Source organism: Microbacterium caowuchunii (assembly GCF_008727755.1).
In the GTDB taxonomy this organism is placed as follows: domain Bacteria; phylum Actinomycetota; class Actinomycetes; order Actinomycetales; family Microbacteriaceae; genus Microbacterium; species Microbacterium caowuchunii.
In genome coordinates this window covers 3,104,088-3,116,998 of sequence record NZ_CP044231.1, presented here as the reverse complement: position 1 = coordinate 3,116,998, position 12,911 = coordinate 3,104,088, and the positions used below count along the sequence as shown (strand labels likewise).

General features: G+C 71.3%; 12 protein-coding genes. 9 read left to right on the top strand and 3 right to left on the bottom strand.

Annotated elements, in window-relative coordinates:
- The first annotated feature begins 7 nt into the window (after nucleotides 1-7).
- The 4 genes from F6J84_RS14685 (at nucleotide 8) to F6J84_RS14670 (ending at nucleotide 5,490) form a co-directional block, all read left to right on the top strand.
- Complete coding sequence (locus F6J84_RS14685) at nucleotides 8-1,009, top strand: DnaJ C-terminal domain-containing protein (RefSeq protein ID WP_150974501.1); 1,002 nt, start codon at nucleotides 8-10, stop codon at nucleotides 1,007-1,009.
- An 84-nt stretch (nucleotides 1,010-1,093) separates the two neighbouring features.
- Nucleotides 1,094-1,549, top strand: a complete 456-nt coding sequence (locus tag F6J84_RS14680) for a heat shock protein transcriptional repressor HspR (RefSeq protein WP_150892690.1) — start codon at nucleotides 1,094-1,096, stop codon at nucleotides 1,547-1,549.
- Nucleotides 1,550-1,708: 159 nt separating this feature from the next.
- On the top strand, nucleotides 1,709-3,436 hold the full coding sequence (locus tag F6J84_RS14675) for an ABC transporter ATP-binding protein (protein ID WP_150974500.1): 1,728 nt from the start codon (nucleotides 1,709-1,711) through the stop codon (nucleotides 3,434-3,436).
- Nucleotides 3,433-5,490 (top strand): ABC transporter ATP-binding protein, encoded by a 2,058-nt coding sequence (locus F6J84_RS14670; RefSeq protein ID WP_150974499.1) that lies wholly within the window; start codon nucleotides 3,433-3,435, stop codon nucleotides 5,488-5,490. The genes F6J84_RS14675 and F6J84_RS14670 overlap by 4 nt, the downstream gene beginning before the upstream one ends.
- Here the strand turns inward: F6J84_RS14670 and F6J84_RS14665 are convergent.
- Complete coding sequence (locus F6J84_RS14665) at nucleotides 5,472-6,641, bottom strand: serine hydrolase domain-containing protein (RefSeq protein ID WP_150974498.1); 1,170 nt, start codon at nucleotides 6,639-6,641, stop codon at nucleotides 5,472-5,474. The genes F6J84_RS14670 and F6J84_RS14665 overlap by 19 nt on opposite strands.
- 151 nt (nucleotides 6,642-6,792) lie before the next feature.
- On the opposite strand from F6J84_RS14665, the gene F6J84_RS14660 reads away from it, so the two are divergent.
- The 3 genes from F6J84_RS14660 to F6J84_RS14650 are packed head-to-tail and all read left to right on the top strand — an operon-like array spanning nucleotide 6,793 to nucleotide 9,146.
- Nucleotides 6,793-7,908: an alcohol dehydrogenase catalytic domain-containing protein gene (locus F6J84_RS14660; protein ID WP_150974497.1), complete on the top strand. Its 1,116-nt coding sequence runs from the start codon at nucleotides 6,793-6,795 to the stop codon at nucleotides 7,906-7,908.
- Nucleotides 7,909-7,941: 33 nt separating this feature from the next.
- Nucleotides 7,942-8,691, top strand: a complete 750-nt coding sequence (gene fabG, locus F6J84_RS14655) for a 3-oxoacyl-ACP reductase FabG (protein ID WP_150974496.1) — start codon at nucleotides 7,942-7,944, stop codon at nucleotides 8,689-8,691.
- The gene (locus tag F6J84_RS14650; RefSeq protein WP_150974495.1) at nucleotides 8,688-9,146 is read left to right on the top strand and encodes a MaoC family dehydratase; all 459 of its coding nucleotides are present in this window, start codon (nucleotides 8,688-8,690) and stop codon (nucleotides 9,144-9,146) included. Before fabG ends, F6J84_RS14650 begins: the two co-directional genes overlap by 4 nt.
- A 55-nt stretch (nucleotides 9,147-9,201) precedes the next feature.
- On the opposite strand, the gene F6J84_RS14645 is transcribed toward F6J84_RS14650, so the two are convergent.
- The gene (locus F6J84_RS14645; RefSeq protein WP_150974494.1) at nucleotides 9,202-10,422 is read right to left on the bottom strand and encodes an acetyl-CoA C-acetyltransferase; all 1,221 of its coding nucleotides are present in this window, start codon (nucleotides 10,420-10,422) and stop codon (nucleotides 9,202-9,204) included.
- 11 nt (nucleotides 10,423-10,433) lie between these two features.
- Nucleotides 10,434-11,666 carry an acyl-CoA dehydrogenase family protein gene (locus F6J84_RS14640; protein WP_150974493.1) on the bottom strand — a complete coding sequence of 411 codons (1,233 nt, stop codon included), beginning with the start codon at nucleotides 11,664-11,666 and terminating at the stop codon, nucleotides 10,434-10,436.
- A gap of 113 nt (nucleotides 11,667-11,779) precedes the next feature.
- On the opposite strand from F6J84_RS14640, the gene F6J84_RS14635 reads away from it, so the two are divergent.
- The gene (locus tag F6J84_RS14635) at nucleotides 11,780-12,427 is read left to right on the top strand and encodes a QsdR family transcriptional regulator (RefSeq protein ID WP_150892682.1); all 648 of its coding nucleotides are present in this window, start codon (nucleotides 11,780-11,782) and stop codon (nucleotides 12,425-12,427) included.
- Between the two features lie 48 nt (nucleotides 12,428-12,475).
- Nucleotides 12,476-12,898: an acyl-CoA thioesterase gene (locus F6J84_RS14630; protein ID WP_150974492.1), complete on the top strand. Its 423-nt coding sequence runs from the start codon at nucleotides 12,476-12,478 to the stop codon at nucleotides 12,896-12,898.
- Nucleotides 12,899-12,911: the final 13 nt, after the last annotated feature.

Genomic DNA, 12,911 nt, shown 5'->3' with positions numbered 1-12,911 from the left:
GGCTCACGTGGCCAGTCAGGACTGGTTCGACAAGGACTTCTACGCCACGCTCGGTGTCGCCAAGGACGTCTCCGACGCGGAACTCAAGAAGACGTACCGCAAGCTGGCGCGCAAGTACCACCCCGACTCCAATCAGGGCGACAGCGCCGCCGAGGCGAAGTTCAAGGAGATCAGCGAGGCGTACGCCGTGCTGAGCGACAAGGAGCAGCGCGAGGAGTACGACCAGATCCGTGCGATGGGCTCCGGCGCGCGCTTCACGGCGGGCGGTCAGGGTGCCGGTGGCTTCGAGGACGTGTTCTCGAGGTTCGGGCAGGGCCGCGGCGGGGGAGCCCGCTTCGACCAGGCGGGCGACTTCGACGACTTCTTCACGATGTTCGACCGGGGTGGTGCGTCCGGCGGTTTCGGAGCCGGCCGGTTCGGTCAGACCTCGGGCGGATTCCGCGGATACGGCGGCCCCACCCGTGGTGCCGACGTCATGGCGCGCACCACGCTCGACTTCGCCACGGCGGCCGGTGGGGAGACCATCAGCCTGCAGGGTGAGGACGGCAAGCCGTTCAAGGTGAAGATCCCCGCGGGCGTCGCCGACGGGCAGAAGATCCGCCTGCGCGGTCGCGGGCGTCCCTCGCCCGACGGCGGCGAGAACGGCGACATCGTCGTGCAGGTGTCGGTGCGGCCGCATCCGGTGTTCGTCCGTGACGGGCTGAACATCCGTCTGACCGTTCCGGTGACCTTCACCGAAGCGGTGCTCGGCGCCACGATCGAGGTCCCGACGCTCGGCGGCGACACGGTCAAGCTGCGTGTCGCGCCGGGGACGCCCTCGGGCCGGGTGCTGCGGGTCAAGGGCCGCGGCATCAAGACGCAGAAGGGCACCGGCGATCTCCTCGCCGAGGTGCAGGTGGCCGTTCCCACTCACCTCGACGACGCCGCGCGCGAGGCGCTGGAGGCCTTCCAGGCCCTCGAGCCGAAAGAGAACCCCCGGGCCGATCTCATGGCCAAGGCCAGGGTCTGACCCGCCCGCGGTGCCGGCGCCGCCCATGACGGGCGCGGCGCCGGTCCGCGGACACAGAAGAGACAGCAGATGAGGTGAGTGGACGTGTCCGAGGACGAGATCGATGAGGAGACCCCGGTCTTCGCGATCGCGACGGCCGCCGACCTCGCCGGAATGCACCCGCAGACGCTCCGCCAGTACGACCGGCTCGGGCTGGTCGTGCCGGCACGGACGAAGGGCGGGTCGCGCCGGTACTCGGTGCGCCACGTCGAGCAGTTGCGCGAGGTGGGTCGCCTTTCCGCGGACGGTATGAGCCTGCCCGCGATCGCCCGCATCATCGAGCTGGAGAACCGGGTGCGCGATCTGCATGCCCGCGTGTACGAGCTCGAGACGCGGATGCAGGAGGAGCTCGCGCGCCGGCCGGGGGCACGGGTGTTCGCCGCGGGGCCGAGCGGCTCCGTCGTCACACTCCGCTCGGGCACGCGCGTCCGCCGCGCGACGGACGTGGTCGTCTGGCGACCGCGCCGCGAGCTCGCATCCGACGACGACTCGGCGCGCTGAGGCCACTCCGCGGCCCGGGACACGGGTCGATGCACCGACGAGGGGAGCGATCCGCGTCGGGGCGGTGCGGATGTCGGAACGGCGATCTAGTCTGTCTCCGATGCCTCGAGGCCGCCTGGTCCCCTCCTTCCGGCGTCACCGTCCCACCGGAGTGCACGCATGCTCGGAAAACTGCTGGTCCGCTACCTGTCGACGTACCGGTGGCTGCTGCTGGGCGTGCTCGTATTCCAGTTCACCTCGGCCATGGCCGCGCTCTATCTGCCCCGCCTGAACGCCGACATCATCGACCAGGGCGTCGCCCGCGGTGACACCGCCTACATCTGGTCCACCGGCACCTTCATGCTCGCCATCTCGCTCGGGCAGATCACCGCGTCGATCATCGCCACCTACTTCGCGGCCCGCGCGGCCATGGCGGCCGGCCGCGACATCCGCCGCGACGTCTTCGAGAAGGTCAGCGCCTTCTCCGAGCGCGAGGTATCGCAGTTCGGGCCGGGGTCGCTGATCACCCGCAACACCAACGACGTCCAGCAGGTGCAGATGCTCGCGATGATGGGCGCGACCATGCTGGTGACCGCGCCGCTCCTCGCGATCGGCGGTGTCGTGATGGCGCTGCAGCAGGACGTCGGGCTGAGCTGGCTGATCGGCGTGTCCGTGCCGACCCTCCTGGTCATCGCCGGCCTCGTCATCAGCCGGATGGTGCCGCTGTTCCGGCGCTTCCAGACGAAACTCGACGCGGTGAACCGGATCATGCGGGAGCAGCTCACCGGAGTCCGGGTCGTGCGCGCCTTCGTCCGCGAGCACATCGAGGAGGAGCGCTTCCGCGGCGCGAACACGGACATCCTGATCGTCGGGCGCAAGGTCGGTTCGCTGTTCGTGCTCCTGTTCCCGCTGGCCATGCTCGTGCTCAACGTCACGGTCGTCGGGGTCATCTGGTTCGGCGGCATCCAGGTGGATGCGGGGACGGTCGAGATCGGAACCCTCTTCGCGTTCATGCAGTACGTCGGTCAGATCCTGATGGGCGTGCTGATGGCGAGCTTCATGACGATCATGATCCCGCGTGCGGCCGTGTCGGCCGAGCGGATCGGCGAGGTGCTCGCCTCCGAATCCACCCTCACGCGCCCCGCCGAGCCGGTGCGCGTCTTCCCCCGCCCCGGCGCGGTCGAGTTCGACGGCGTCGGCTTCACCTACCCGGGCGCGGAATCGCCGGTCCTGCACGGGATCACCTTCGCCGCCGAGCCGGGTGAGACGCTCGCGATCGTCGGCTCGACCGGATCGGGTAAGACCACGCTCGTCTCGCTGATCCCGCGCCTGTTCGATGCGACCGCGGGTACCGTGCGGGTCGGCGGTGTCGACGTGCGCGAGGCCGATCTCGATCTCCTGTGGAAGGGGATCGGGCTGGTTCCGCAGCGCCCCTTCCTGTTCACCGGCACCGTGGCCTCGAACCTCCGCTTCGGGCGGGAGGACGCCACGGACGAGGAGCTGTGGGCGGCACTGGAGATCGCCCAGGGGCGCGACTTCGTGGAGGCGATGGAGGGCGGCCTCGGGGCGCGCATCGCCCAGGGCGGGACGAATGTGTCGGGCGGTCAGCGGCAGCGTCTCGCGATCGCGCGGGCGATCGTGCACCAGCCCGACCTGCTGATCTTCGACGACTCCTTCTCCGCTCTCGATCTCGCCACCGATGCGCGCCTGCGTCAGGCACTGTGGCGGGAGTTGCCGGATGTCACGAAGGTGGTCGTCGCGCAGCGGATCTCCACGGTCACCGGCGCCGACCGGATCGTCGTGCTCGACGGCGGCCGCGTGGTCGGCCTCGGCACCCACCGCGAACTGCTCGAGACCAGCGCCACCTACCGGGAGATCGTCGAATCGCAGCTGGGGGTGGAGGCATGAGCACTCCGGACCCGCTGACCGAGGAGGAGCGCCTCGAGCTCGAACTGGCCGAACAGGCCCGCCAGTCCTCCGGCGACTGGGACTCCGTCGCGCCGGGCAAGGCCGCCAACTTCGGCCGGTCCTTCGCCCGGCTGGTGGGGCTGCTGAGGCCCCATGCGGTGGCCTTCACGATCGTCTCGCTGCTCGGCGCGGTGGGCGTGGTCCTGGCGGTCCTCGCGCCCCGGGTCCTCGGCGAGGCGACGAACCTGATCTTCGAAGGGGTCGTCTCCTCGGCACTGGGTTCGCAGTTCCCGGCCGGCACGTCGCAGGCGGATGTCGTGGCGGCCCTGCAGTCCGGCGGTCAGTCCGACCTCGCCAACATGGTCGCCGCGATGCCCGGCTTCGAGATCGGGCAGGGGGTCGACTTCGATCGCCTGCGCGTCGTGACGATGTCGGTCCTGGCGATCTACATCGCCTCGGCCTTCCTCACCTGGATCCAGGGCTTCGTCATCAACGTGATCATGGTGCGCACGATGTGGCGTCTGCGGGAATCCGTCGAGGCGAAGATCAACCGGCTGCCGCTGTCGTACTTCGACAAGGTGCAGCGCGGCGAGCTCATCTCCCGGGTCACCAACGACATCGACAACATCACCCAGACGATGCAGCAGTCGCTGTCCACCGTGGTGACGTCCGTGCTCACCGTCATCGGTGTGCTCGTGATGATGTTCTCCATCTCGTGGCAGCTGGCGATCGTCGCCCTCATCTCGCTGCCGCTGATGGCCGTGATCTTCGGGGTCATCGGCCCGCGGTCGCAGAAGGCGTTCGGGACGCAGTGGCGCAAGGTCGGTCGCCTGAACGCCCGCGTGGAGGAGTCCTTCTCCGGGCACGCCCTGATGAAGGTGTACGGCCGGGAGGCCGACTCGCGGGCGAAGTTCGCCGCCGAGAACGAGGAGCTCTACCAGGCCGGCTTCCGCGCCCAGTTCCTCTCCGGGATCATCATGCCGGGGATGATGTTCATCGGGAACCTGACCTACGTCGGCATCGCCGTGCTGGGCGGCCTGATGGTCGCCAGCGGCCAGCTCCGCCTCGGCGACGTGCAGGCGTTCATCCAGTACTCGCAGCAGTTCACCCAGCCGCTTTCCGAGCTCGGCGGTATGGCCGCGGTCATCCAGTCCGGCACCGCATCGGCCGAGCGGGTGTTCGAGCTGCTCGACGCCGAGGAGCAGGAGCCGGACCGGCCCGACGCGCCGCATCCGGTCGGCGGCGAAGGGGTGATCGAGTTCGACCACGTGCGTTTCGCGTACGACCCCGAGCACCCGCTGATCACCGACCTGTCCTTCCGGGTGGAGCCCGGCCAGACGGTCGCGATCGTCGGTCCGACGGGCGCCGGGAAGACGACGCTCGTGAACCTCCTCATGCGGTTCTACGAGCTGGACGGCGGACGGATCCTCCTGGACGGGCAGGACATCGGCGAGATGACCCGCGCCGATGTCCGGTCGCGCACCGGGATGGTGCTGCAGGACCCGTGGCTGTTCGCCGGCACCATCCGCGACAACATCCGCTACGGGCGCGAGTCGGCGACCGACGAGGAGATCGTGGCCGCGGCTGAGGCGACGCGGGTCGACCGCTTCGTGCGCTCGCTGCCGGAGGGCTACGAAACGATGCTCGACGAGGACGCGTCGAACGTGTCCGCGGGCGAGAAGCAGCTCATCACGATCGCCCGGGCGTTCGTGGCGCAGCCCACGGTCCTCATCCTCGACGAGGCCACCTCATCGGTCGACACGCGCACCGAGCTGCTGTTGCAGCACGCGATGGCGGCGCTGCGCGAAGGGCGCACGTCGTTCGTGATCGCGCATCGCCTGTCCACCATCCGGGATGCCGATCTGATCCTGGTGATGGAGCACGGCGACATCGTCGAGAAGGGCACGCACGAGGAGCTCATCGCCGCGCAGGGCGCCTACTGGCGGCTCTACCAGGCGCAGTTCGAGCAGGCGGTGGCCGACCCGGCCGAGGAACTCGTGCCCTCCGCCGCCGGCGGGGAGGACACGGCGCCCGGTCAGCCGAGCGACTCGTAGAGCGCCCGGGTGTACGCATCCGACCGCGCCGACCCGATGATTCCCGGTGACATGCGGTTCATCACGTACGCGAAGGTCACGCGGCGCTCGGCGTCGGCGATGACGATCGATCCGCCCCAGCCGCCCCAGAAGGCGACCCGGCCCTCGGGGATGTGCGGAGTCGATGCGGGGTGGGAGACGGCGTAGCCGAGAGCGAAGCGGAGCGGGAGACCGAGCACCAGGTCGATGCCGTCGGTGTGCTCGGCGAAGACCCGGTCCACCGTCCCCGGCGACAGCAGGCGCACCCCGCCGGACTCCCCGCCCTGCGCGATGAGGGCGTTCAGCTGCGCGACGGACCGCGCGTTCCCGTGACCGCCGGCACCGCCGATCCCGGCGGCCCGCCACTGCGGGGTCCAGGTCATGTCCGCAGCGAGGAGCGGGCCGGAGAGGGTCCGGAACGCCGGGGAATCGGGCGGCAGGGCGTCCAGCCCCGGTGCCGGGGGCGGCGGGACGACGTTGCTGACCCGGTGGAACTCGCTCTCCGGGAGGCCCAGCCAGAAGTCCGCGTCGAGCGGACCCGCCAGCTCCGACGCGACGAATTCGCCGAGGCTCCGGCCCGTCACCCGGCGCACCACCTCCCCGATCAGGGTGCCGTAGTTGAGGAGGTGGCAGCCGCTCGCCTGACCGGCCGGCCACCAGCAGGGCTGGGCGGCGAGGAGCGCGGCCGACGCCGGGCCGTCGAGGATGTCGGCGGCGGTGATGGGCTGCGCCCATCCGGAGACGCCCGAGGTGTGGTTCAGCAGATGCCGCACCCGCACCCCCTCCTTGCCCGCTGCCGCGAACTCCGGCCAGTACCGCGACACCGGTGCATCCGGGTCCAGCTCGCCCCGGTCGATGAGCACGAGCGCGGCGAGGGCGGTGACCGTCTTCGAGATGGACCAGACGTTCGCGATCGTGTCGGCCTGCCACGGCGTCGTGCGGGCAGGGTCCGTCCAGCCGCCCCAGAGGTCCACGACCGGCTCGCCGTCGACGATCACGGCGAGCGAGGCGCCCAGCTCCTCACCGGATTCGAGCTGCCGCGCGAACTCGTCGCGCAGGCCGGCGAAGCGATCATCGACGTGTCCGTCGAGGGGTGCCGTCGTGGTGGGCGGCAGCGGTTGTGCGGTGGACATCGAGCCTCCTTGCTCGTCGCGGACCTGGGGCGTCTCCGGCGCGGCCCGGGTGGAAGACACCATACCGCGCAGTCGGTATGCTGTCACGAACGCGTCGGCGACGGCGAGGCCGCAGCGGAGCGGAACACGTTCCGCAGACGAGGAGGTCAGCGTGCAGATCACGGGAGCAGTGCTCGAGGTGTCCGGCGCGCAGGCCCCCTACGCGCGATCGCGGCCGTTCACCATCGGCCCGGTCGAACTCGACGACCCGCAGGCGGGGGAGCTGCTCGTGCGGATCGAAGCGGCGGGGCTCTGCCACTCCGACCTCAGCGTGGTCGACGGCAACCGGCGGCGCCCCACGCCCATGCTCCTCGGCCACGAGGCGGCGGGGATCGTGGAGCGCGCCGGCCCCGGCGTCGACGACATCCAGCCGGGTACCCGCGTCGTCATGACGTTCCTGCCCCGGTGCGGGGTATGCGCCGGGTGCCGGACCGACGGCCGGCTGCCCTGCGAGGCCGGGACCGCCGCCAACAACGCCGGAACGCTCGTCGGCGGCGGGATGCGGCTGCGGCGGGCGAGTGCCGCCGGTGCGGGAGAGGCGGTCCATCACCACCTCGGTGTGAGCGGGTTCGCCACGCACGCGGTCGTGAGTCGCACGTCGGTCGTGCCGGTCCCGGCGGACGTGCCCCCGGACGTCGCCGCCCTGCTCGGCTGTGCGGTGCTCACCGGCGGCGGCGCGGTCATGAACGCCGCCCGCCCGGCCGCGGGGGAGGCCGTCACCGTCGTGGGGCTCGGCGGCGTGGGGATGGCGGCCCTCCTGGTCGCGCGGGCGCTCGGACACGACGTCATCGGCGTCGACGCGCTCCCCGGCAAGCTGGCCCTCGCGCGCGAGCTCGGGGCCGTGGACGCGCTCGGCCCGGCCGAGGCGATGGAGCGCGGGATCCGCACCCCGGTCGTCATCGAGGCGGCGGGAGCCGCCCGCGCCTTCGAGACGGCGCTCGCGCTGACCGCTCCCGGAGGGACGACCGTCACGGTGGGCCTGCCGGCGCCCGACGCGAGGGCGGCCGTCTCGCCGCTCGTGCTGACCGCCGAGGCGCGGACCGTCATCGGCAGCTACCTCGGCTCGGCCGTGCCGAGCCGGGACATCCCGCGCTACGTCGAGCTGTGGCGCGCGGGACGTCTGCCGCTGGAGCGGCTGGTCTCCGGCCGCATCCGCCTGGGTGATCTCGAGGCCGCCCTGGACCGGCTCGCCACCGGCGCGGAACTGCGCCAGCTCATCGTCTTCTGACCTGCTCTGCCTCGCCCCGTCGAAAGGAATCCCATGACCCGCACCGCCATCGTCACCGGAGCCGCCCGCGGCATCGGTGCCGCCACCGCCCGCCGTCTCGCCGCGGACGGCCACGCCGTCGGCGTGATCGACCTCGACCCCGTCGCCTGCGCAGACACGGTCGCGGCCATCACCGCGGAGGGCGGTCGCGCGCTCGCCGTGGGCGCGGACGTCTCCGACGCGGATGCCGTCACCGCGGCCGTCACCGCGGTCGCGGACGAGCTCGGCGCGCCGACCGTCCTCGTCAACAACGCCGGCATCCTGCGGGACAACCTGCTGTTCAAGATGACGGAGGATGACTGGGATGCGGTCCTCGGCGTGCACCTGCGCGGCGCCTTCCTGATGAGCCGCGCCGTGCAGGCCCACCAGGTGAAGGCGGGCTGGGGACGCATCGTCAACCTCTCCAGCACCTCGGCGCTCGGCAATCGCGGCCAGGCGAACTACGCCGCCGCGAAGGCCGGCATGCAGGGCCTCACCAAGACCCTCGCCATCGAACTCGGCCGGTTCGGGGTGACCGCGAACGCGGTGGCGCCGGGATTCATCGAGACCGACATGACCCGGGCGACGGCCGCGCGACTGGGCGTCGGGTTCGAGGAGTTCGTGGAGGCGATGGTGTCGCAGATCCCGGTGGGACGCTCCGGGCGCCCGGACGACGTCGCCGCCGCGGTCTCCTTCTTCTGCTCCGAGCAGGCCTCGTTCATCTCCGGTCAGGTGCTCTACGTCGCGGGCGGACCGACCTCGTGACCATCGCGGTGGGCTCCGTCGCGGCGCTGACGGATGCGGTGGGCGAGAGTGCCGTGAGCGACTGGTTCGAGATCACCCAGGAGCGGATCCAGGCGTTCGCGGACGCCACGGAGGATCATCAGTGGATCCACGTGGATCCCGCGCGCGCGGCGGTCGGTCCGTTCGGAGCGCCGATCGCGCACGGCTACCTGACGCTCTCGTTGCTGCCCCGCTTGACGGCCGGGCTGCTCGAGGTCGGCGGTGTCGGGCTGGTGGTGAATTACGGGCTCGACCGGGTACGGTTCCTCCAGCCCGTGCCCGCCGGATCCGCCGTCCGTGCGTCCACCCGGATCGACACGGTCGAGCCGAGCGGTGCGGGCATGCGCGTGGGGATGGACACCACGGTCGAGCTCCGTGGTCAGGACCGGCCCGCGCTGGCCGCCCGCACGGTCGCGCTGTTCTTTCCCGCGCAGTGATGACGCGAAGCGGCCGGGCGGTGCGCCCGCCCGGCCGCTTCGGTCCACTCCCGCGCTACAGGCGTTCCAGCACCATCGCCATGCCCTGGCCGCCGCCCACGCACATGGTCTCCAGCCCGTAGCGGCCTCCGGTCGAGGCGAGGCCGTTGATGAGCGTGGCGGTGATGCGGGCTCCGGTCATGCCGAACGGGTGACCGACCGCGATCGCACCGCCGTGCACGTTCAGCCGCTCCTCGTCGACTCCGAGCTCGCGGGCCGAGGGGATCACCTGCGCGGCGAACGCCTCGTTGATCTCGACGAGATCCATGTCGTCGACGGTGAGTCCGGCCAGGGCGAGGGCGCGCCGGGACGCCTCGACGGGGCCGAGGCCCATGATCTCCGGTGACAGTGCGCTCACCCCGGTCGAGACGATCCGGGCCAGGGGCGTGAGGCCGAGCTCCGCCACGACGCGCTCCGAGACGACCACCACGGCCGCCGCGCCGTCGTTCAGGGGGCAGCAGTTGCCGGCGGTCACGGTACCGTCCGGCCGGAAGACGGGGTCGAGCGCCGCGAGGGACTCCGCCGTGACCCCGGGGCGCGGGCCGTCGTCGACGCGGACGACCGTCCCGTCGGGCAGCGTCACCGGATCGATCTCACGCGCCCAGAAACCGCTCGCGATCGCCGCCTCGGCGCGCTGCTGGCTGCGCGCCGCGAAGGCGTCCTGTTCGTCCCGGGTGATCCCCCGGAGGCCGGCGACGTTCTCCGCCGTCTGCCCCATGGCGATGTACGGGTCGGGGAGCGCGCCGGTCGCGCGCGGGTCCGTCCACACCCCGGCGCCCGCGCTGGTGCGGGCCGCGGTGCGCGCGACCGCCTCTGCGAAGCGCGGGTTCTCCACGCTCTCCGGGAAGAAGTCCGCCGATCCTGCGGCGTAGTGACTCACCGACTCCACGCCCCCCGACACGAAGACGTCGCCTTCACCGGCCTTGATCGCGTGGAAGGCCATCCGGGTCGTCTGCAGGGAGGAGGAGCAGTAGCGGTTCACGGTCGTGCCCGGAACGCCGTCGAGTCCGCTCAGCACCGCCACGATCCGGGCGATGTTCATGCCCTGCTCGCCGGCGGGCTGGCCGCATCCGATCATCAGGTCGTCGATCCGTGCGGGGTCGAGCCCCGGCACCTTCTCGAGGGCCGCGCCGACCATGAGCGCAGCCAGATCGTCGGGACGGATGCCGGCGAGCGAGCCCTTCCGGGCGCGGCCGATGGGCGACCGCGCGGTCGCCACGATGTATGCCTCGGTCATCTCCGCACCCCTCAGACGAACGCCGCGATACCGGTGATGGCCCGCCCGACGATCAGGCTGTTCATGTCGAACGTGCCCTCGAAGGTGTACACCGCCTCGGCGTCCGCGAAGTAGCGGGCGACCCCGTGGTCGAGCTGGATGCCGTTGCCGCCGACGATCTCGCGGCACAGTGCCACGGTCTCCCGCATCCGTGCCGTGACGAAGGCCTTCGCCATGGCGGAGTGGTGGTCGGCCTGAATGCCCTCGTCCTGCATCTGGGAGACGCGCATGCACAGCGCGATGCAGGCGGTGATGTTCGCGAGGGCGTTCGCCAGCTTCTGCTGGACGAGCTGGAAGGAGGCGATCGGCTTGCCGAACTGCACGCGGCTCTTCGCGTACGCGAGCGCCGCCTCGTACGCTCCGACGGCGACCCCGAGGCCCTGCCAGGCCACGTCCGCGCGGGTGAGGCGCAGCACGATCGCGACGTCGCGGAAGGAGTGGATCTCCTGCAGGCGGTCGCGTTCGGGCACGACGACACCGGACAGTTCGATGTCGGCGTTCTCCACCGCCCGGAGGGACTGCTTGCGCTCGATCTTGCTGGCGCGGAACCCCGGGGTGGGCGTGCGCACCAGGAAGCCCTTCACCTGGTCGTCCGCGACGTCCCGGGCCCAGATCACGACGAGATCCGCGAAGGCGCCGTTGCCGATCCAGCGCTTGGAGCCGTTGAGCACCCACTCGTCCTCGCCGTCGTCGCGCCGGCGTCGCTCGGCCGTCGTCTCCAGCCCCCGGGCGGTGTCCGATCCGTGCCCCGGCTCCGTCAGCCCGAAGGCGGCGACCAGTTCGCCGGCGGCGAGACGCGGCAGCCACTCCGCCTTCTGCTCGGCGGAGCCGCCGACCGCGATCGCGGTCATGGCGAGTCCGCTGTGCACGCCGATGAAGGTGGCGGTCGAGGGGTCGGCGCGGGAGATCTCCAGGGCGACCCAGCCCCGGAACACCGCGCTGTTGGGGAACTGCGCCGTCTCCGGGAAGGCGTTGCCGAACAGCCCGAGCTCCGCGATCCGGGGGACCAGGTGCCGCGGGCTCTCCGCCCGCTCCCAGTGGTCGTCCGCGAAGGGACGCACCTCGGTGTCGAGGAAGTGCCGGATGCCGGACAGCGCGCGCTGCTCGGGCTCGCTCAGCTGATGCTGGAACGCATAGAAGTCCGCGTCGAGAAGCGGGGCCGCGGGGCCGGTCGTCGCCGCGGTGTCGGGGAGGGTGAACGTCATCGTTTGCTCCGATCGTGGTGATCCTGGTGAGAGTATGCATCATTTCCAGGAATGTTGCACAACAAATCCAGGGACGTTGCAGGTGGGCGTCCGGTTGGCGCTAGAGTGCCCGCATGGTGGTGACCGCATCCGAGACCGTGACGATCGCCGACGTCGGCCTGCGAGCCGCGCCGTCGTGGTTGTCCGAGCGCATCGCGCCGGAGGGGCACGCCGATGCCCAGCGTGCCTTCGCCGCCGCCCGGGAGACGTTCATCGCCGGACGCCGCATCGACATGGGCAGCCTCGCCGCGTCGCTCGGCGTCGACCGTACCTCGCTGTTCCGCTGGGTCGGCAACCGGGACGCGCTGCTGGGGGAGGTGCTGTGGTCGCTCGCCGTGCCCACCCTCGTGCAGGCGGAGCTGGCCAGTGCCCGGCTGCACGGCGGTGAGCGGATCGCCGCCATCCTCACGCACTTCGTCGCCGATCTGAACCAGGCGACGTACTTCCGGCAGTTCCTGCAGCGCGAGTCGGCCCGCGCCCTGCGGCTGCTCACGACCAAGGAGAGTCCCATCCAGCGCCGGTACGTCGCCACCGCGGAGTGGCTGATCCGAACGGACCTCGGCGATGAGCCGCTGGGCGGCGCGATCGATCCGCTCGGTCTCGCGTACCTGCTCGTCCGGCTGTCCGAATCGTTCACCTACACGGACCTCATCTCAGGGGACACCCCGAGCGCCGAGCGGGCGGGCGTCGCCTTCCGGCTCCTGCTCCGCGTCGGCGACTGATCCGCGACGCGGCCGCCCGGGCCGTGTCGCACGACTCGAGGAGGAGTCATGACCACGCCCCGGTACGGCACCCGCCGCCCCTTCGCCACGCGCTGGCGGGACAACGACCAGTACGGACACCTCAACAACACCGTCTACTACGAGGCGATGGACACGGCCGTCAATGCGTGGATGATCGAGGCCGGCGGTCTCCGTCCGCGCGGCGACGAGCCGATCGCCCTGTGCGCGTCCTCGTCCTGCGAGTTCCACGCGTCCGCGAGCTTTCCGGACCCCCTCGAGGTGGGCATCGCCGTGGAGCGCCTGGGACGGTCGAGCATCATCTGGCGCCTCGGCATCCTGCGGGCGGGGGAGGACGGGCCCCTGGCCGAAGGGCGCTTCGTGCACGTGTTCGTCGACCCGTCCAGCCGCGTGCCCACACCGATCCCGGAGGGGATCCGCACCGCGGTGACAACGCATCTCGGGATCGACTGAGCCATCCAAACCG